At 70.1% G+C, this 20142-nt stretch carries 14 protein-coding genes; 9 read left to right on the top strand and 5 right to left on the bottom strand.

Annotated features, from left to right (window positions below):
* Nucleotides 1-17: 17 nt before the first annotated feature.
* A complete protein-coding gene (locus D7V97_RS04720) occupies nucleotides 18-2078 on the bottom strand; it encodes a TonB family protein (protein ID WP_120609386.1) in 2061 nt (686 codons plus the stop codon).
* Between the two features lie 246 nt (nucleotides 2079-2324).
* Between D7V97_RS04720 and D7V97_RS04715 the strand changes: the two genes are divergently transcribed.
* The 6 genes from D7V97_RS04715 to D7V97_RS04690 are packed head-to-tail and all read left to right on the top strand — an operon-like array spanning nucleotide 2325 to nucleotide 9582.
* On the top strand, nucleotides 2325-2888 hold the full coding sequence (locus D7V97_RS04715) for a chemotaxis protein CheW (RefSeq protein WP_120609385.1): 564 nt from the start codon (nucleotides 2325-2327) through the stop codon (nucleotides 2886-2888).
* On the top strand, nucleotides 2885-4375 hold the full coding sequence (locus D7V97_RS04710) for a protein-glutamate O-methyltransferase CheR (protein ID WP_120609384.1): 1491 nt from the start codon (nucleotides 2885-2887) through the stop codon (nucleotides 4373-4375). The genes D7V97_RS04715 and D7V97_RS04710 overlap by 4 nt, the downstream gene beginning before the upstream one ends.
* A gap of 47 nt (nucleotides 4376-4422) precedes the next feature.
* The gene (locus D7V97_RS04705) at nucleotides 4423-6015 is read left to right on the top strand and encodes a methyl-accepting chemotaxis protein (RefSeq protein ID WP_120609383.1); all 1593 of its coding nucleotides are present in this window, start codon (nucleotides 4423-4425) and stop codon (nucleotides 6013-6015) included.
* Nucleotides 6012-6425: a two-component system response regulator gene (locus D7V97_RS04700; protein ID WP_120609382.1), complete on the top strand. Its 414-nt coding sequence runs from the start codon at nucleotides 6012-6014 to the stop codon at nucleotides 6423-6425. The genes D7V97_RS04705 and D7V97_RS04700 overlap by 4 nt, the downstream gene beginning before the upstream one ends.
* 6 nt (nucleotides 6426-6431) lie before the next feature.
* A complete protein-coding gene (locus tag D7V97_RS04695) occupies nucleotides 6432-7013 on the top strand; it encodes a chemotaxis protein CheW (protein ID WP_120609381.1) in 582 nt (193 codons plus the stop codon).
* 16 nt (nucleotides 7014-7029) lie between these two features.
* Nucleotides 7030-9582 (top strand): hybrid sensor histidine kinase/response regulator, encoded by a 2553-nt coding sequence (locus tag D7V97_RS04690; RefSeq protein WP_120609380.1) that lies wholly within the window; start codon nucleotides 7030-7032, stop codon nucleotides 9580-9582.
* A gap of 78 nt (nucleotides 9583-9660) precedes the next feature.
* Here the strand turns inward: D7V97_RS04690 and D7V97_RS04685 are convergent, their stop codons facing one another.
* The 3 genes from D7V97_RS04685 to D7V97_RS04675 all read right to left on the bottom strand — a co-directional run bounded on the left by D7V97_RS04685 (nucleotide 9661) and on the right by D7V97_RS04675 (nucleotide 11585).
* Nucleotides 9661-9867: a hypothetical protein gene (locus D7V97_RS04685; RefSeq protein ID WP_120609379.1), complete on the bottom strand. Its 207-nt coding sequence runs from the start codon at nucleotides 9865-9867 to the stop codon at nucleotides 9661-9663.
* Nucleotides 9864-10478, bottom strand: coding sequence for a hypothetical protein (locus tag D7V97_RS45730; protein ID WP_233582510.1), 615 nt, complete (start codon nucleotides 10476-10478; stop codon nucleotides 9864-9866). Before D7V97_RS45730 ends, D7V97_RS04685 begins: the two co-directional genes overlap by 4 nt.
* Nucleotides 10479-10601: 123 nt before the next feature.
* Nucleotides 10602-11585 carry a histidine kinase dimerization/phospho-acceptor domain-containing protein gene (locus D7V97_RS04675; RefSeq protein ID WP_158623271.1) on the bottom strand — a complete coding sequence of 328 codons (984 nt, stop codon included), beginning with the start codon at nucleotides 11583-11585 and terminating at the stop codon, nucleotides 10602-10604.
* Nucleotides 11586-11828: 243 nt separating this feature from the next.
* On the opposite strand from D7V97_RS04675, the gene D7V97_RS04670 reads away from it, so the two are divergent.
* The 3 genes from D7V97_RS04670 to D7V97_RS04660 all read left to right on the top strand — a co-directional run bounded on the left by D7V97_RS04670 (nucleotide 11829) and on the right by D7V97_RS04660 (nucleotide 17128).
* Entirely contained in the window at nucleotides 11829-13904 is a 2076-nt protein-coding gene (locus D7V97_RS04670; protein WP_120609377.1) for an alginate lyase family protein, read from the top strand.
* A 71-nt stretch (nucleotides 13905-13975) separates the two neighbouring features.
* Nucleotides 13976-15295 carry a nucleotide sugar dehydrogenase gene (locus tag D7V97_RS04665; RefSeq protein WP_120609412.1) on the top strand — a complete coding sequence of 440 codons (1320 nt, stop codon included), beginning with the start codon at nucleotides 13976-13978 and terminating at the stop codon, nucleotides 15293-15295.
* A 162-nt stretch (nucleotides 15296-15457) separates the two neighbouring features.
* Nucleotides 15458-17128: a TldD/PmbA family protein gene (locus D7V97_RS04660; protein ID WP_199728708.1), complete on the top strand. Its 1671-nt coding sequence runs from the start codon at nucleotides 15458-15460 to the stop codon at nucleotides 17126-17128.
* Here D7V97_RS04660 and D7V97_RS04655 read toward each other — a convergent pair.
* A partial coding sequence (locus D7V97_RS04655; RefSeq protein ID WP_120609375.1) for an alpha amylase C-terminal domain-containing protein occupies nucleotides 17112-20142 on the bottom strand: 3031 nt, incomplete at its 5' end. The two genes, D7V97_RS04660 and D7V97_RS04655, sit on opposite strands and share 17 nt — an antisense overlap.

Genomic DNA, 20142 nt, shown 5'->3' with positions numbered 1-20142 from the left:
ACGGCCCGGCGTGCTTTTCAGCGGCGCGGGGCGACGAGGCGCATGGTGAACGTGTAGTCCACGTTCACCGGGCGGCCCTGGTACTGGATGGGCTTGTATTCGCGGGACTGGAGCGAGTCGAGCACCGCGCGGTCCATGTGCTGCACCATCTTCAGGATGCGGCAGTTCTCCACGCGGCCCTTGGTGGTGATGGTGCAGCGCACCGCCACGAGCCCCTCCGCCTTGGTGGCGAGCGCCTCGCGCGAATACGCGATGGTGCGGCCCTCCTCCAGCATCACCGGCCGCTCCATGGACTCGTTGAAGGGGATGACGGCGTCGGCGCGGATGGGCGCCAGCGCGCCCGTGGTCAGCGACGGCACCGCGAGGCTGCCCGCCGCGCTCACCTGCGTCGTCGCGGCGGACGCGCCCAGCGAGCCCGCGGACTTGTCGCTCACCGTGGCGGGGACGGCGACGGCCACGGCGGACGTGTTGTTCGCCTGCATCATCACCGGCGCGGCCAGCCCGCCCTGCGTCACGGGGGCCAGGTTCTCGAAGTCCTCGGGCGTGGAGGCGTTGGCCAGCTCCACGCGGCCGGGCCTATCAGCGCCGCCCCGGCGCTTCGTCAGCTTCTGCGACAGCACCACCTCGCCGGAGCCGCCGGTGACGACCGTCTCCGTCTGGTAGCCCTCCAGCACGAACGACAGCTCCGCGGTGATGCTGCCCTCGCTGCCCAGCGGCAGCTCCAGGACGAAGGGCGTCGTGCCCCGGTCCTTGCCCTTGTAGAAGACGCGCGCGCCGGACGGCTGGCTCATCAGCCGGAAGCGCACCTTGCCCGCGCCGGGCGCCAGCGGGGCCTCCGCCACCGCGGCCTTCGGAGCGGGGGCCGCCACCTGCGCCGCGGCCTGCGCGGGCTTCTCCTCCGGGCTGCCGCGCAGGAAGAACATCATCGTGCCGACGACGCCGGCCACCACCACGCCACCGACGAGGCCGCCCATCAGCAGCGTGCGCTGCCGGGCGCGCTGCACGTCGCGCGGCACCTCCACGCTGATGTCCATCTCCAGCCCGTCCGACGCGTCGTTGTTGCCCACGTTGGAGAACAGCGGCGAGGCGTAGGGACCCGTCGTCGGCGGAGAGGGGTAGGGGCCCGTGGTGCTCGTGCCACCCATGCGGCGGAACACGCCGCTGCTGCCGCCCGCGGACATGTGCGCTTCGCGCAGGCCCTCCAGCAACTCGTCCATCGTCTGGTAGCGCCGGACAGGGTCCTTCTCCAGACACCTGCGGACCACCATCTCGATTTCCGGCGGCACCGCGAGGTCCGGGCGCACGGCCTGGAACGTGGGAGGCGGCTCCTTGTAGTGGGCGAAGATGAGCTCGATGTGATCGCGCGCGATGAACGGCGGGCGGCCCATCAGCATCTGGAACAACATGATGCCCAGCGAGTACACGTCGCTGCGCGCGTCCGCCACGTTGCGCGCCTGCTCCGGGGCCATGTACTGCGGCGAGCCCAGGAACGTGCCGTTCTGGGTGATCTCCGGACTCACGGGGCCCTCCTGCGGAGCCACCGACTTCACGAGCCCGAAGTCCAGGACCTTCACGAGCTCCTGATCCGACTCGCTGAGGATCATGATGTTCGCGGGCTTCAGGTCGCGGTGGATGATGCCCAGGCTGTGCGCCTCGCGCAGCGAGCGGCACACCTGCTGCGCCACCGACACCGCGCGCGCCCACGGCAGCGGGCCCACCTGGCCGAGCACCTGCGCGAGCGTGCGACCCTCCAGGTACTCCATCGCGATGTAGTAGATGCCGTCGTCCGTCTGCCCGTAGTCGATGACGGTGACGGTGTTCGGGTGCCGCAGCTTCGAGGTCAGCGACGCTTCCCGCAGGAAGCGCTTCTGGAAGCCCGGATCACGGCTGCTCGGGAAGTTGGGGTTGAGCACCTTGAGCGCGACCACGCGGTCGAGCGGTGCCTGAAGGGCCCTGTACACCTTGCCCATGCCGCCCACACCCAGGGGCTCCAGAATGCTGAAGCGGCCGTTCAACGTCCGGCCGATGAGCGGATCCGTTCCCGGCGCCTCGGGACTCGGGGAATCGCTCTTGATCATTCGTGTCCCCTTGAAGCAGGCAGCATGGTTTCTCCGTCAAACGCGACAGGTGTTCATCCAATCACAACTCCCCGGTCGCGCGCACCCCAAGGGGGTCGGTAATCCACCACGTCGGGGCATCCGGGACCCTGCCCCCCGGGGCCGGGTGGGAGGTCTGAACTTCCGGCTGCCCCGCATTGCGTTGGGAGGGCCTCCCGGTTTACCTTTTTTCATCCCTGCCTGCCTCGGGGTGGGCGGAGTCTCCTGATGGCCGAAACCCCCAAAACCCCCGTTCAATCGCAGGTGCGCCGTGCCTCCGTGCAGCAGCGGCTGAGCGCGTTGGAAGCCGAGCAGGTGTTGCTGCGTCAGGAGCTTGCCTCCCTGCAGGGCGAGCTCCGCCTGCCGGGCCTCTACCTCACCGTGGAAGCAGGCGGCACGTCCGCGCTCATCCCCGCGCGGCATGTCCAGGAGGTGGTGCGGCTGGTGGCGCTGGATGCGCTGCCCGGCGCGCCCGCGCATGTGCCGGGCACGTTCGTCTACCGCGGCAGTCCGGCGGTGGTGGTGGATCTGGCGCGGCTGTTGGGCGTGAAGCGCGTGCCGGATCTCGACTCGCACCTGGTGGTGGTGGACGCGGGCCGCACGGTGGCGCTGCTCGTGGATCGCGTGCGGGACCTGGTGGAGACGCCGGTGCTGCTGGACGGCACGCCCAATGGTGAAGAGGCGTTGCCGTGGGACGGCACCGGGCTGATGGCCGGGCTGTGCCGCACGCCCGAGGGCCTTCGCCCGCTCTTGCGCACGAGCGCCGTGCTGGCCGGGATGGAGGGCCTGTGAGCGAAGGGCTCCTGGACGAGGTCACGCTCGCGAAGGTCGAGGAGGTGCTCCAGGGCGCCTGCGGCCTGACGCTCGCGAGCAGCCTGCGTCGCTCGTTGGAGCCTGCGTTGTCCCGCGCGGCGTTGGCGCGCGGCCTGTCGGAAGTGACGTTCCTCCGCCAGCTGCTGATGCGGGATCCGGTGGCGGTGGAGGCGTTCATCGAGCACGCCGTCATTGGCGAGACGTACTTCTTCCGTCACCCGGAGCACCTGCGCGCCCTGGCGCTGCGGGCTCGCATGCACGTGGGCGGCACCTTCCAGGTGTGGAGCGCGGGCTGCGCGAGCGGCGAGGAGCCCTACAGCATCGCGATGGCGCTGATGGCCGCGGGGCTGGGGGACGCCGGGCGCTTCCGCGTGCTGGCGACGGATGTGTCCGGCCGGGCGCTGCTGCGCGCGAAGGCCGCCGTGTACAGCCCGTGGTCGCTGCGCCGCATCGAACCGGACCTGGAGCGGCGCTTCCTCACCCAGCAGCCGGGACCGGCGGGGCAGGACGCCCAGCACTCCGTCGTGCCGGAGGTGATCCGCACGGTGGACTTCCGTCGCCACAACCTGGCCACGGACGCGGTGCCCTCCATGGGCTTCCAGGCCATCTTCTGCCGCAACGTGCTCATCTACTTCACGCCGGAGCTGGTGCGCGCGGTGCTGACGCGGCTGGTGTCCGCGCTCGCGCCGGGCGGGCTGCTCTTCGTGTCGCCCGCGGAGGTGCCGCTGACCAACGGGATGGGGCTGGAGACGCTGGACGCGGACGGCACGCCCGTGCTGCGCGTGCCCCCGGAGCCGTCCTGGGCCTCGGCCTCGCTCACGCCCGCGACCCCGGCCCCGCGCCGGGACTCGTCGACGTCGCTCTCCGCCGTCGCGCTCCGCCGGGAGACGCCGGTGCCCGGCCAGCTGCGGATGGAGCCGCGCCGTCACACGCCGGTGCCCCTGCCGGGCCCCTGGGCGCTCAAGCCGGTGACGCCGTCGCCGACGACGCCGGCCCCGGTCGAAGCCCGTCGTCCGACGCCGACGCCCGCTCCCCACGTCATCCCCCGCCTGGGCGACGAAGCGGGCATGCTGACGCGCGCGCTGGAGGCGGCGCAGGCGGGCCACTACGACGAAGCGGAGGCGCTGGGCCGCGAGGCGGCGCGGTCGCTGTCGCCGGAGGCGTACCTGCTGCTGGCGATGGTGGCCGAGGCGCGGGGGGACCTGGTCGCCGCGGTGGAGGCGGTGCGCAAGGCGCTGTACCTGGAGCCGCAGCTGGCGCTGGGACATGCCACGCTGGTGGCGCTCTACAGCCGCATGGACCGACGGGAAGAGGCGGAGCGGGCGCGGCAGAACGCGCTGCGCGCGCTGGATGGATTGGATGACGAGCACCCGCTGCGAGGGGTGGAGACGACGATGACCGCGGGCGGGCTCCGAAAGTCGCTCTCGCCCCGTCCTTCGCAGGTGGGCTGGCAGGGCGCGCGCTGACGGCGCACGTCCCGACGTGAGGTGGAGATAACGTGGAAGTGCAAGGGATGAAGGTGGCGCTGCCCGAAGGTCTGGACTCGGCGCGGCTCAGCCTGCGGACGAAGATCCTCGTCGGCACGGGCATGTTTGGCATCGTGCTGGTCGGCATCCTGACCTTCGCGTTCTGGATGCAGATGCATGACGGCCTGCTGGACGAGCTCACCAAGCGCGCGCGCGCGGTGGGCATCGGCATGGCGTTCAGCGTGTCCGCGTCCGCCGCCACCCAGGACGCGACGATGCTCCAACTGGGCACCGACATGGCCCTCAAGAGCGTGCCGGACATCGCGTACATCGTGGTGCGGGACTCGGGCGGCAAGGTGATGGCGCGCTCGGCGGCGGAACGCTTCGCGAGCGCGACGGCGGTGGAGCCGGCGGACGGCGACGCGGTCGTGGACCGGCAGCTGACCGTGGGCACGCTGCCCGTGGTGGAGACGACGGCGCCCATCCTCTTCGGCCCGCCGGGCGGCACGCTGCGGCGCGTGGGCACCGTGCAGCTGGCGTTGGACCGGGAGGCCCTGTCGGGTGCGCTCTCCGCGAGCACCTGGCGCACCGCGGGCGTGGGCCTGCTGGTGCTGGTGGTGGGCCTGCTGGCGGCGGCCGGCATGGCGGGTCTCTTCATCGTGCCGCTGGAGCGGCTGGCGCGCGCGGCGGTGGGCATCGCGGCGGGAGACCTGCGCCAGCAGATCGACACCCGCGGCACGGACGAGATTGGCGAACTGGCGCGCAGCTTCGCCACCATGGCGGACGCGCTCGCGCACCTGCTCCATGACTTGCGGGGCGCGGCGACGGACCTGGAGTACGAGGCGGCGAACGTGCTGGCCACGTCCACGCAACAGTCCGCGATGGCGCACCAGCAGGCCTCCGCCATCAACGAGACCAGCACCACGGTGGCGGAGATCGCCCAGACGTCCAAGCAGGCGACGTCCTACGCGGACGCCGTCATCGCCCAGACGCAGAAGTCGGAGACGCTCAGCGCGGAGGGCCAGAAGGTCGTCACGGAGAGCGTGTCCGGCATGGAGAAGCTGGGCGAGCAGGTGAAGGCCATCGCCCTGGCCATCACCGACCTGAACGAGCGCACGCTGCAGATCAGCGACATCATCGGGCAGGTGAAGGACGTGGCCGAGCAGTCGAACCTGCTGGCGCTCAACGCCTCCATCGAGGCGGCGAAGGCCGGCGAGCACGGCCGCGGCTTCGCGGTGGTGGCCACGGAGATGCGCACGTTGGCGGAGCAGTCCCGCATGGCGGCGGAGCAGGTGCGGGTGCTCCTGGGGGAGGTGCAGAAGGGCACGCGCGTGGCGGTGACGACGACGGACGAAGGCAGCCGGCGGGCTCAAGCGGCGATGGAGCTGGCGCGCAGCGCGGGCAACACCATCCTGGGACTGTCGGAGGTCATCCGCGAGTCTTCAGGGGCCGCGCGGCAGATCGCCGGCAACACGCGGCAGCAGACCATCGGGGTGGAGCAGATCGCCACGGCGATGGGCGAGCTGACGTCCGCCATGAGTGATTCAGTGGAGGGCACCCGGCGCATCGAACAGGTGGCCGGCAACCTCTCCACCTTGTCGAAGCGGTTCTCGGATCTAGTGGGCAGGTACCAGCTATGAACAGCAACGTGACGAGCGGGGCCAAGAAGGCGGCGAAGGTGCTCATCGTGGAGGACACGAAGACCATCACCAACCTCCTTCAGGTGTATCTGATGGGATGGGGGCTGGACTTCGTGGACGCGCCCAACGGCGCGGTGGGCCTCAAGCGGGCGCGCGAACAGCGGCCGGACCTCATCATCTCCGACGTGCAGATGCCGGAGATGGATGGCTTCGCGCTGTGCGCCGCCATCCGGGGCGACCCCAAGCTGCATGACACGCCCTTCATGCTGCTCACGTCCCTGAAGGACGACGCGAGCCGGCAGAAGGGCAAGCTGGTGGGCGCGAGCGCGTTCCTCAACAAGCCCGTCTCCGTGGACGACCTCCGCTCGAAGGTCCGGGACATCCTCAAGCTGCCGGCCACCAAGTACTAAAGCGCGATGCCCAGCGACGACACCAAGTTCCAGCCCATCGACTTCGAAGAGCTGAAGGCCTCGCTCGACGCGGCGCAGATGCTGCTCGAGGGCGCCCATGTGGTGAGCGCCCACAAGCGGCGCGAGGTGCTGCACGCGCGCGCGGTGGCGCTGGCCGGCTCGCGCCACGAGGAGCGCCAGGAGGTCGTCACGGTGCTCGCCTTCCAGGTGGGCGGCGAGCGCTACGCGGTGCGCATCGAGATGGTGGACCACGTGCTGGAGGCGCGCGGCATGTGCGCGCTGCCCGGGGCGCCGCGCCACGTGCTGGGCGCGGTGGTGAGCCGCTCGCGCATCGTGCCGGTGCTGGACCTGCGGCAGCTGTTGGGCCTGGAGGGCGGCGGCATGTCCGACCTGGGCAAGGTGGTGGTGGTGGAGATGGAGGACGAGGCGTTCGGGCTGGCGGCGGAAGTGGTGGACGGACGGCGGGAGTTGCCGCGCGCGGAGCTGTCCCAGCCGCCGCCGGGCCCGTTCCTGTTCCTCACGCCGGACCGGCTCACGGTGCTGGACCTGACGCAGCTGGGCAACCCAGCGGCCGCTCGGCGCGGCTAGAGGGGACTGGGGTTTCATGGATCCGCAGTTGTTGCGCAGCATCTGGCCGGTCTTCGCCGCGGAGACGCGGGAGCAGATTCAAGCCATCGGGTCGAAGGTGCTGGGGCTGGAGCAGCCTGCCGCCGCGCGGGAGCCGGACCTGCTGCCGTCGCTCAAGCGCGTCGTGCACAGCCTCAAGGGCTCCGCGGCGAGCCTGGGCCTGGACGACATCGAACGCATCGTCCACGCCATCGAGGACGGGCTGTCCCACGTCAACGTGGAGGAGCCCATCTCCCGCACCGCCGTGGAGGCGATGCTGCGCGGCCTGTCCGCCATCGAGAACGCCCTCAACCGGGGCGACGCGGGCGAACAGCCCGTGGTGGACGGCGTGTCCGCGCTGCTCCAGGCACTGGGCCACGGTGGAGACGTCACGCCATCGCCCGAGGGCACCGCGAGCGCGAGCCCGCTGGGCCTGGACGGCCTGAAGATCCTGTCGTCGCTGGAGGCGGCGCTGGGCAGGCTGGTGTCCCCCCGGGTGGAGGACCGGGCGGGCGCGGTGCGCGCGGCGGTGGAGCGGGCGCATGCGCTGCGGCTGAGCGCGGAGTCCGCGCAGGCGGATCAGGTGGCCGCGCTCGCCGAGGCCGCCGCGCTGGGCTTCACGCGGATGGAGGAGGGCGGGGACGCGGCGGGGCTCGCGGCCTCGGAGGTGGCGGGCGCGCTGGTGGACCTGCGCGCGGCGCTGGGCGTTTCGGACGACGAGATCGACGGCGCGGTGTCCGTGCCCGCGACCGTGGCGGTGACGCCCGTGGTGCCGAAGCCGGCGCCCCGCGCGACGACGTCCGCCGAGGCCCGGGGCGGGGCGGTGGACCGCGCCGTGCGCGTGTCGGTGAAGACGCTGGACTCGCTGGCGCTCCAGGTGGAGCACCTGGTGGCGGGACGGGCGCAGCAGGGCCGGCGCACCGAGGCCTTCCGCACGCTGACGGATCAGGCGCATGAGGTGCTGCTGCACCTGGAGCGCGCCGCCTCGCAGCTCGCCATGGCCGGGGGCGGCTCCGCGCTGGAGCCGCTGCGCACCGGTGTCAGCCTGATGCGCGGGATGCAGAAGCGCCTGCTGGAGCAGGCGAAGGAGGCGCACCGCGACGGCGAGCAGCACGCGCTGGTGGCGCAGGTGGTGCGCGACGACCTGCGCGACCTGCGCATGGTGCCGGCCTCGCAGGTGCTGGAGCCCCTGCGGCGCACCGTGCGCGAGACGGCGTCGCGGCTGGGCAAGGAGGTGGTGCTGGAGCTGGGCGGCACCGACGTGCGGTTGGATCGGCGCATCGTGGACGCGCTGAGGGATCCGCTGGTGCACCTGGTGCGCAACGCCATCGACCATGGCCTGGAGATGCCCGCGGTGCGGCGCGCGGCGGGCAAGCCAGAGGCGGGCCGGTTGACGGTGCGGGTGGAGGCGCGGGGTACGCGCGTGGGCGTCATCGTGGAGGACGACGGTGGCGGCCTGGATCCGGTGCGCGTGCGCGCGACGGCGGTGCGCCGGGGCCTGATGAACCAGGACACGGCGGACAAGCTGACGGACGCGCAGGCCGCGCGGCTCATCTTCCAGCCGGGCTTCTCCACGCGCGAGGAGGTCACCTCCACGTCGGGCCGTGGCGTCGGGCTGGACGTGGTGCTGGCCACCGCGCAGCGGCTCCAGGGCTCCGCGGACGTGGAGTACACGCAGGGCAAGGGCACGCGCTTCATCGTGGACCTGCCGCTCACGTTGGCCGCGGCCCTGGGCCTGCTGGTGCGCACCGGCAACACCATCACCGCGATCCCCTCCGACACCGTGAAGCGGGTGCTGCGGCTGGACAAGGACGACATCGGCACGGTGGCGGGGCGCGTGGTGGCGCGGCTGGATGGCGAACAGCTCACGTTCCTGACGCTGTCGGAGGCCATCGGGTTGCCGCGCCTGGAGCTCGCGGTGGAGTCCGGGCGGCGGCAGACGGCGGTGCTGCTGGCGCTGGGCGACGAGCGCGTGCTGTACGCCATCGACGAGGTGGTGGGGCAGCAGGAGCTGGTCGTCCGGACGCTGGGAAAGCACCTGCAGGGCGTCCCCCACCTGGCGGGCGCGGCGGTGCTGGATGATGGCCGCGTGGTGCCCGTGCTCAACGCGTTGGAGCTGCTGCGCGCGGCGAAGCCGGAGATGCGCAACGCCTCGAATGACGCGAAGCTGCCGCGCATCCTGGTGTGCGACGACTCGCTGACGACGCGCTTCGCGATGAAGTCGCTGCTGGAGATCGCCGGCTACCCGGTGGTGACGGCCGCGGACGGCGAGGAGGCGTGGGCGGTGCTGGACCGCGTCCACTGCCACCTGGTGGTCAGCGACTGGCAGATGCCCCGGCTGGACGGCGTGGGCCTGGCGCGGCGGATGAAGGGACACCCCATGTTCCGGCGCACGCCCATCATCCTGGTGACGTCGCTGGACAGCCAGGAGGACCGCGCGGCGGGGTTGGAGGCCGGCGCGGACGGCTACCTCGTCAAGCGCGAGGTGGAGCGCGGCAAGCTGCTGGAGCTCGTGCGCCAGTTGCTGCCCTCCTCGTCGGGCGGACAGTAGGCCCGGCGCTGCAAAGGACAACGCCCCGTCCCTCGCGCGAGCGGAGGACAGGGCGTCGTCACTTCAGCGGATTTCAGCTCAGCGGGGGCGGACCCACGTCTTGGGCCAGTCGTCGAACTGCGCGACCTCCTGCTCCCCGACGAGCAGCGTGTACATGGACTCCTCGGGGAAGTCGCCGATGCGGATGCGCAGCTCCTGGCCTTCCGCCTTGGTGCGCAGCGGATGCAGCGCGTCCGACGTCTTCACCCATTCCAGCTTCTGCTTCAGGAATTGATCACCCGTCATAGCTTGGCCTGCTGGTTGAAGTGGTTGTTCACGGTCTGGTTGGTGCGCTTCGAGCTGTCGATAAGGCTCTGGTAGACGGCGTCCCCAGTCAACTTGTTCCCCTTGGCCTTATTGACCAGCTGATCGAACGAGGGGCCGTCCAGCCGACCGTAGGTGAAGAAGTCACGCGCCTTGAGCATCGCGACTTCGAAGGGGTTGCTCATGAACTTGCGCGCTTCGAGACGGGCGTCGTGACGGGTCTTCACCGCCGCCTTGGCGCGGTCCTCCAGGGAGGCTCCCTGCGCCTTGAGCTTCGCGTCGTTGGCCGGGATGCTCGCGACCTTCTGGTTGTACCAGGCGCGGATCTCCGAGTTCGTCGTGGGCTTCTTCACGGCGCCCGCGTCCGGCCCGTTCACCCGCGCGGCCCCGTCGGGGTTGCGAGGACGGGTGCGCGACGCGCTCCCCGTGGACAGGTCGCTGGGCGGACGCGACAGCGAGGACGTCGAGTTCGAGCGCGTGGGCTTCGTCGTCGTCGTGTTGGGCTTCGAATCCACGGAGTTGCTGCGCTTGGGCGGCGACAGCGAAGACTCGGACTTCGTGGAGCGGATGCTCGAGTTCCGGGAGAGCTTCATGGGGGAGACCTTCGGGGGCGGAAGGAAAACAGCTTTCCCTTTTATCGCAAGGACAGGTAGGCGAGTTGCGACCTCTGCCCACCTTTCATGCGACACCCCGACGTTTCCCGAAGTCTCACACTCTCAATGGAGGGCGGGGACGGCGAAGGCGTCATCGCCCGGGAACACGAAGGCGAGCTCCAGCCGGGGCTCCCGGTGCACGGCCAGCGTGCCTCCCAGCCGCTCCGCGAGGTGCCGCAGGACGGCCTCCGTGCGGGGCTCCAGGGCCGCGCCAGGGCACGCCTGGACGCGCAGCAGCCACCGGGTGGCGTGCAGCGCGGGGCCCAGGTGGACGTCCACGGCGACCGCGTTGCCGGTGCTCCGGGCCACGGTGCGGGCCAGCAGCTCCCAATCCGCGCGGGCGCCGCGCAGGGCCACGGCCCGTTCCTCGGGCAGCGTCAGCGTGGGAGTGGGCTGCCGGCGTCCGGCCTTGGGCGCGAAGGCGCTCCGCAACACGGGGCGCAGGTCATCCAGGGAAGGGGCCAGCGGTGACAGGCGCCGGTCGATGAGGTCCTTCTGGTCCGTGCCGGACTTCGCGAGCCGCTCCAGGTAGCGCTGCATCTGCGCGGTGAGCGGCCCCGCGGTGCCCTTGAGCATCATGTCCACGTAGCCCCGGATGACCATCAGGGGCGTGCGCAGGTCATGCGCCGCGCGGGACCTGCGCTTCTCCAGCGTCACCACGGTGCGCTCCAGGCGCGTCTTCGCTTCCAGGAGCCGGGAGTGCCTCGCGCCCTGCGCCACTTCCCGCGCATGCGCCGCGAGCAGCGCCGGGGCGAACGCACGGAAGCGCGCCACCACGTGCCGCTGCGCTGTCGTCAGCGGCGCGGGGAAGACCTCCAGCACGGAGCCCTGTTTCGTTGCCTTCCGGTGGGCGGGGACGCGCCCCACCTTCACCACGCATGCACGTCCTTCATAGAGGGCCGCGCCGGTCGCACCGGTCAGCCGCAATGTCGCCTTCAGGAGAGCCTCCAGGCCCGCGCGCGTTCCATTGCGCAGCGCCTGCTCGGCCACCGCCGTCAGCGTCGTTTCCACCCTGGCATCGAGGTCGTCCTCGATGCGCCGCCCCATCCAAGCCCCAGCCCGCACGCGACAAGGAATGGGCATGCCTGCGTGGAGGCGCAACGGCTCCTTCGCTGGGCATTTCTTCCGGTGTGCATCGGCAATCCTTTACCCAGCGTGATCGGCAAGAACGGACAATTTTACCGTCCTTCTGGGAGGTCGGGCACGGCAAACCCCTGGACTTGCTGGGAAAAGGCCCTGGCCGGGCGCTTGCTATCTCCTGCCCACGTCAGGTCGGTCTGGAAGGGGCGGATGGGAACTCTCGAGTACTACGCGGCGATCGCTCGGATGGCGCCAGGAGCCCTGGCGAAGAGCGCGGTCCGCCGTGTCCAGGGCGTCGCACGGCAGGCCCTCTACCGCCGTCGCGAGCAGGCCGATGAGGCCCAGCTCCTGGAGTCCTTCGGTGCCACCACGGCCGAAGCCCTGGTCACGCTGGCGCTCGACCACCGCACGTCGCGGGCCTGGTGCGAGCTGTCGCAGCGCGAGTCCGTCCGCGCCGCCCTCACGAAGCTTCCGGGCGCGAAGGAGCGCGCGCAGGTCCGCGCGGCGCAGGCGCTCAAGCAGGAGTGGAACGTCTTCGCCACGCCGGTGTCCTTCGGCGAGGGCCGTCCGGTGGACTGGTCGTTGGATCCGCTGAGTGGCAAGCGCTACCCCGTCGAGCCCGTGGAGAGCCTGCGGTTGCTCGTGCCGGGCATGGATCCGAAGTACCCGTGGGTGATGGGCCGGCTGGACAGCCTGGTGGCCCTGGCCCAGGGCGCGTGGGTGACGGACGATTCGAAGGAGCGCTCGCGGCTGGCCACGGCCTTCGTGGCGCAGACGCTGGACTTCCTGCAGGCGAACCCCGTGGGCATGGGCGTCCACTGGACCTGTCCCATGGAGATCGCCCTGCGCGCGGCCAACATCGCGCAGGCGCTGGTGATGTTCGCGGACGCGCCGGAGGTGCGCCGTCCGGAGTTCCTGGTGCCCGTGCTGGGCGCGCTCGTCGAGCACTCCGCGTGGGTGCAGGCCCACCTGGAAGATCACGGCGCGGTGCCCAACAACCACCTGGTGTCCAACTACGTGGGGCTCGCCGTGGTGGGCCTGCTGTTCCCGGAGCTGCCGGGGGCGCCCGAACAGGTGGCGCTCGCCGTGAACGGGCTCCGCGCGCAGATGGACGCGCAGGTGCATCCGGAGGGCACGTCCTTCGAGGGCTCCATTCCCTACCACCGCCTGTCGGTGGAGCTGTTCACGCTGGCCTGGCTCGTCGCGCGCGGCGCGGGCGTGTCCCTGGGGCCCGCGTACGAAGCACGTCTGCGATTGATGTATGTGGCGTCCCGCGCCTGGTCTTCGGAAGCAGGGCTGGCGCCGCAGATTGGCGACAACGATTCAGGCCGCGTGTTTCCCTTCCAGGACCGCGATGATCGCGAGCAGGGCTACCTTTCGGGCCTGGGCGCGGCGCTCTTCAACGACGTGGGGCTCGCGGGCGGGGTGTTCCCGGACGAGGCGGCGTGGCTCCTGGGCAATGCGGGCCTGACGCGTTTCAACGCGCTGCCCGTGGCGTCGGCGCCTGCTTCGGTGAGCTTCGCGGAAGGTGGATTTCACACCTTGCGCGGCGCGGGAGTCGTGCTCACCGTCTCGGCCGGAAAACAGGGGCAGCGGGGCGTCGGAGGACACAGCCACAACGACAAGCTTTCCTTCGAGCTTCATGTTCATGGCCGTCCCGCCATCGTCGACCCCGGCACGGGTTCGTACACGCGGGATCCGGCGCTGCGCAACGCGATGCGGAGCACCGCGGCGCACAACACGCTTCAGGTGGATGGGGCGGAGCAGGCCCCGTTGGATCCGGCGCGGCTGTTCGCGCTGCCGGAGGATGCACGGGCTCGCGTCGTGGCCTTCCAGCCCGGCGCGGTGCACGACCGACTGGTGGTGCGGCACGACGGTTACCGCGGCCTTCCGTCGCCGGTAGGCATTGAGAGGACTTTCTTCCTGGACCGGCACGTGCGCGCGCTGGCCGTGGGAGACCGGCTCGTCGGTACGGGCCGTCATGAGGTGGTGGGACGTTTGCATCTGCCCGATGGGCAGGCGCGGTGGTGTGAGCCCGACGCGGCTGTGATTGCGCGGGCCCGGCGCGTGCAGGAAGGCCCTGAGGCCTTTGAAGCACGGGCTGTTGAGATTGGACCGGCGGAGGCGCCCGTGGGTTGGGTGCTGCTGGAGCGCGGGTTGGAAACGTCGCTCGTGCCGTCGCGGTACTCGCCCGGGTATGGGCGGGTGGTGCCGGCGGTGTCGGTGGAGTTCCGGAGGCAGCTGTCGCCTCCGGCGAGGCTGGGGTGGGTGTTCGTCTTCAGGTGAATGGTGTGGGTCGGGACGTGTGAGCCGGCGAGGCCGCACGTCAACTGCTGGGAGTAACGACAATGCGCGTGATGGTTGGCAACCCGTTGCTGGAGCGGATCAGCAATCGGGAGGCGAAGGTGGGCGTGGTGGGTCTCGGTTACGTCGGTCTTCCCCTGGGCATGGCGTTCGCGGACGCCGGCTTCAAGGTGACCGGCCTGGACGTGGATCAGCGCAAGATCGACAAGATTGCCAAGGGTGAGAGCTACATCAAGCACATCCCCAGCGAGCCGCTGGCGGAGCTCACCAAGGCGGGCAAGCTCAAGGCGACGAACGAGTTCGCCAAGGCCCGCGAGCTGGACTGCGTCATCATCTGCGTGCCCACGCCGCTGACCGCGTCGCGTGAGCCGGACATGAGCTTCATCATCAAGACGGGCGAGGCGCTGGCGCCGTACGTGCGTCCCGGCCAGCTCTTCATCCTGGAGTCCACCACCTACCCGGGCACCACCGAGGAGATCCTCAAGCCCCTGCTGGAGAAGGGCGGCCTCAAGGCGGGCGTGGACTTCTTCCTGGCCTTCAGCCCCGAGCGCGAGGACCCGGGCAACAAGGGCTTCAACACGAAGACGATTCCGAAGGTCGTCGGCGGCTACTCGCCCGCGTGCCTCGAGGTGGCGGTCGCCCTCTACGGCAGCGCCCTGAAGGAAGTCGTCCCGGTGTCCTCCACGCGCGTGGCGGAGCTCTCCAAGCTGCTGGAGAACATCTACCGCTGCGTGAACATCGCGATGGTCAACGAGATGAAGATGCTCTGCGACCGCATGAACGTGGACGTCTGGGAGGTCATCCAGGCCGCCAGCACCAAGCCCTTCGGCTTCCAGCCGTTCTACCCGGGCCCGGGCCTGGGCGGGCACTGCATCCCCATCGACCCGTTCTACCTGACGTGGAAGGCGCGCGAGTTCGAGTTCCACACCAAGTTCATCGAGCTGGCCGGTGAGGTGAACTGGCAGATGCCCTACTACGTGGTGCAGCGCACCATGGAGGCCCTCAACGCGAACAAGAAGGTCCTCAACGGCGCGAAGGTCCTCTGCCTGGGCGCGGCGTACAAGAAGGACATCGACGACTTCCGCGAGTCCCCGTCGCTGCGCGTGATGACGCTGCTCAAGGAGAAGGGCGCGGACATCTGCTACCACGACCCGTTCGTGAAGGAGCTGCACAAGGGCCACGGCTTCAACATGGAGATGAAGTCCGTCCCCCTGGATCCGGAGACGCTCAACCAGTACGACGCGGTCATCATCCTGACCGACCACTCGCACGTGGACTACAACGAGCTGGTGCAGCGCTCGAACATCGTCATCGACACGCGCAACGCGACCAAGGCCGTCACGGAGGGCCGCGAGAAGATCCTCAAGGCGTAACGGCCTTTTGAAGCACGGGCAGGCGAGAGGGTCCTCGCTTCACGCGTCGCCGGGAGGGGCGGCGCGTGAGGGGAGGGCCCTCGCCCTTTTTTGGCTACAGTGGGCTTCGTGCCCAGAGCCTTCCGTCCCCTGTTCCCGCTGTTCGCAGCCGCGTCGTTGCTGATGGGCGCGGCGCCCGCGCCCGACGCCCGCCTGCCGCTCCTGGAGGCGATGGCGTCGGAGCTGACGCGCAACCAGCAGCAGCTCAAGGTGAGCGGCCACGAGGCGCCGTATTTCCTGAGCTACCTGGTGAAGGACTACCAGTCGCGGCTGCTCGTCGCGCGCTACGGGGCGGTGTTCCAGGACGACGACTACCGCGAGCGCAAGCTGGGCGTGGACGTGCGCGTGGGCAGCTACGACTTCGACAGCTCCGTCGCGGACTCGCTCGACTTCGGCTTCAGCACCAGCAAGGGCTCCAGCTTCACCGCGCGCAAGGAGGGGCCGCTGGACGACTCGCCGCTCGCGCTGCGCACGGCGCTGTGGCTCGTCACGGATGAGAAGTACAAGGCCGCGCTCTTCCAGTTCCTGAAGAAGAAGGGCGAGGACGTCTACTCCGTGGAGGACCCGAAGCGGCCTCCGTCCTTCTCCAAGGAGACGCCCGCCACCTTCGTGCAGCCGCCGGTGGCCTTCCCGTTCGACCGCGAGCGCTGGCGCAAGCTGGCGCGTGAGGTGTCCGCGCGCTTCAACGCGCATCCGGAGCTGTTCGACTCGGAGGTGCGCATCACCGCGGACAAGGCGACGCGGTTGTTCGTGTCCTCCGAAGGCACGCGCCTCATCACGGAGGAGACGCTGTACGGGCTGCACGTCTCCGCGGTGACGCGCGCTCCGGACGGGCAGCTGCTGGATGACTCGCGCAGCTTCTACCTGCCCACCGAGGCGGGGATGCCGGACGACGCGAAGGTGCACGCGGCGGCGCAGAAGGTCATCGATGAATTGCTGGCGCTGCGGCAGGCACCGGCCATCGTCCCGTACGCGGGGCCGGCCATCCTGGCGCCGGAGGCCGCGGGCGTGCTCTTCCACGAGACGCTGGGCCACCGGCTGGAAGCGGACCGGCAGGACGGCGACAACGACGGCAAGACGTTCAAGGGCCAGGAGGGCAAGCAGATCCTCCCGGCGTTCCTGTCGCTCCGGGATGATCCGTCCAAGCGCGAGGTGAACGGCGAGCCGCTCAACGGCTACTACCTCTACGACGAGGAGGGCGTGAAGGGGCAGGCGGTGAGCCTGGTGGAGAAGGGCGTGCTCAAGGGCTACCTGATGAGCCGCCACCCGGTGGAGGGCTTCACGAAGTCCAACGGCCACGGACGCGGCCAGAGCACGCTCCAGCCGGTGGCGCGCATGGCCAACCTGCTGGTGGAGAGCTCGAAGCAGGTGAGCGACGCGGAGCTGAAGAAGCTGCTCCTCGCGGAGGCGAAGCGGCAGGGCAAGCCGTACGGGCTCATCATCCGCGACATCACTGGCGGCAACACCAACACGTCCAGCTTCGGCTACCAGGCCTTCAAGGGCGTGCCGCGCATGGTGTACCGCGTGGACGTGAAGACGGGCGAGGAGACGCTGGTGCGCGGCGTGGAGATTGTCGGCACGCCGCTGTCGTCCGTGAACCGCATCCTCGCCACGGGTCAGCGACTGGGTGTGTTCAACGGCTTCTGCGGCGCGGAGAGCGGCAACGTGCCCGTGTCCACCGTGGCGCCCGCGGTGCTGCTCCAGGAACTGGAGCTGCAGCGGGCGATGGAGGGCAAGGACCGACCGCCCCTGCTCCCCAGCCCCGCCGCACCGGTGACTACCCCACCTTCTTGAGCACCACGTAGCCGGCGGCGGGGATGTTCACCTTGGTGTTCCCGCCGTTCAGCGTGGCGCCGAAGTTGCCGAAGTTGCCGCCGCCGTACGCGGAGGCGTCGCTGTTCAGCACCTCCTGCCACTGCCCGGGAGGCAGCGGGAGGGCGTAGCCGTCCAGGTTCTTCTTGTTGAGGCTGCCCACCACGAGGAACTCCTCGTTGCCCGACTTGCGCGTGAAGGCCATCACGCTGTCGTCGTTGTGGGTGTAGACGCGCTTCACCTCCGCCGCCGCGCTGAAGGCCGGGCTGCTGTTCCGCAGGCCGATGGCGTCCTTGTAGAAGCTGAAGCTCTGCCGGCGCGTGACGTCCAGCATCGCGCCCTTGCGCTCGTCGGCGGGCAGGGAGGAAACCTCCTTGAACAGCTTGCGGTCCTCCGCGGAGAAGGCCTTGTACGCGGCGTCCTTCGTCTGCGCGTCGGGCGAGAGCGTGAAGAGCCGCTCGTAGGTGGCCTTCGTCGCGTCGTTGAAGGTGACCTTGGTGAAGTCCACGCCCTTGCCCACGTCCTGCCAGCTCCAGTTGCTGTCCCAGGTGGAGGGGTTGCCCCAGCGGAAGTCGTTCTGCGCGCCGAACTCGTCACCCTGGAAGAACATCGGGATGCCGGGGCCGGCCATGCCGATGCCGGCGGCGAAGCGGGCGGCGCCGCGCGTCCACTGGTCCGGGAAGTCGGTGGCCTTCTCGCCCTCCGCGGTGTTCATCGTGCGCTGCGCGTTTCCCACCTCGTCGTGGTTGGAGATGATGGACAGCGCGTTCTTCCAGCTGTCCAGGCCGCGCGGCGACGTCATGAGATTCACGAACGCGTCCACGTCCGTCTTCAGCCCGCGCGAGGCCGCCTGCACCAGGCCCGGCTTGCTGTTGTCGTTGATGAGCCGGTGCTGGAACTCCGTGTACCACTGGGCGTCGAAGCCGCCGCCCGTGCCGTCCGGCTGCGCCGGCCGCGAGATGGCCGGGTCGTAGTCGAACTGCTCCGCGACGGTCCACGCGTTCGGGTTCACGAAGTGCACCTGGCGGTTGATCTCGCGGAGCATGTCCCAGCCCGCCTTGCCGCCCACGCCCTTGATGGGCTCCGTGAAGTCGAAGCGCAGGCCGTCGAACTTCAGCTCCGACACCTGCTGCACGGCGTGGTCCACGAACAGCTGCTTCACCTGCGGCGTGTTGTACGCGGGGACGGAGCCCCAGGGCGTGTCGCGCTGCTCGAACTGGCCCGGCTCCTTGGACCAGTTGAAGTAGGGGTTGCTGGGGCCGCCCACGTTCCACAGGCCGTTGTGGTCGCCGAAGACGTGGTTGTAGACGACGTCCGACACCACGTTGAGGCCCTTGCCGTGGGCCGCGTCGATGAAGCGCTTGAGGGCCTCATCGCCCTCCACCCACTGGCCCGTCTCGTCCTCGAAGCCGAGCGAGCTCTCCGCCGCGAGGCTGTTGACGCCCAGGTAGCCCCAGTTGCGGCTGCCTTCCACTTCGTTCGTGGGCAACAGCTCCAGCGTGGTGACGCCCAGCTCCTTGAAGTAATCCAGCTTCTTGATCAGGTCTTCCATGGTGGAGCGGTTGGAGTTGCCCGCCTGTCCCAGGAAGCTGCCCGCGTGCAGCTGGTACACCGTCCACTTCGACGGGTCCTTCTCACGCGGGACGTTGTCGTTCTTGAACTGGAACGCCGTGGGGTCCGTGAAGATGGAGCCGCGGAAGTCCACGCCGCTGCCCACGGTGATGAGGTCGCTCCAGGGGTCGTTCTCCGACGAGGCGAGGCGCTCCGTCTTGGAGAGCTTCCCGTCGTTGTTCACGTCGTCGCGCAGGTGCAGCTTGCCCTTCGCGTCCTTGTCGAACACCTGGAACTCGTAGCGCAGGCCCGCGAGCTTGTCGGGGTCGTTGACGAGCGTGGTCCACGCGCCGCCCTCGTTCGTCATCTTGATGCGGCCGTCGTCCGTGACGTTGCGCGACCAGAAGTCGTTGAACTTCCCGCCGCGCATCTTGTCGATGAGCGTGTCGTCGAACGTGCCCAGGCGCTCCTGGAGCTGCGCCTTGTTGAGCGGGTTGCCGTCGCCGTCCTTGAGGACCAGGTACGCGCTGTCCGCGTCCTCGGCGTCATCCACGTCGAAGCGCATCAGGCCGGTGGCGCCGGGGAAGTAGCGGTCCACCTCCTTGCCGCGCATGGGGTCCAGGAAGAGCCGGTCCAGGCCGCGCTGCTCGCCCATCATCCGGCGCGCATACGGATCCGGCCGGTCGCTGGTGGCGCCCGTGGAGTCCACGACCTCGTAGACGTAGGACTTGCCCTCCAGCTGGCTCCAGGCGCCCTTCGCCTGGGCGGTCCAGTTGCCGCCCTCATCGCGCGTCAGCGGGATGCGCTGCTGCTGCCCCTGCTTGTCGGTGACCTTCACCTGCACCGCTCTTGCGTCCGGCGCCCAGAACTTGAACGACACGTCCTGGCCGGAGCGCTGCGCGCCCATCTGGTGGTAGGTCGTGGGCGAATAGGACGCGGTGGGCTTGGACAGGTCCAGCTTGAGGTTGCCCTCGCCCATCACCGCCCACTGGTCCTTGCCCGCGGGGCCGTCCACGCTGACGCCCCACTCCCAGTTGCGGGCGAGCCCGTCGTCCGCCACCTTCACCGTGGCCTCGTACTTGCCATTGCCCAGGGGCTTCATGGGGATGCCGCCCCCGCTCCACTGGGCGTTGAAGCGGCCGTCCGCGTCCCAGCTCCCCTTGAGCTTCGGGTTGGTGAGCTGCTGGTGCGGGCCCGCGTCGTACGTGAACGTGATGGTGCGGGTGACCGGCTTCTCCACCGTGGCGCCCGGGCGCACCGGGGCGGTGGGCGCGGCGCCCAGCAAGGGGCCGGCGTTGCTGGCGCGGGCCATCGCGGCGGCCGGGCCCCGGGCTCCGGGGGCCGGGGTGGCTTCGAAACCGGACGCGTTCCGGCGGGCGGCGGCGGCCTTCGCGGCGGCGGCCTTCTGCTGGGCGAGCGCCTTCTCGGGGTCGGCCGTGGTGGAG

The sequence above is a fragment of the Corallococcus sp. CA053C genome (assembly GCF_003611675.1).
GTDB lineage: Bacteria > Myxococcota > Myxococcia > Myxococcales > Myxococcaceae > Corallococcus.
This window is presented reverse-complemented; position numbering and strand designations above follow the sequence as displayed.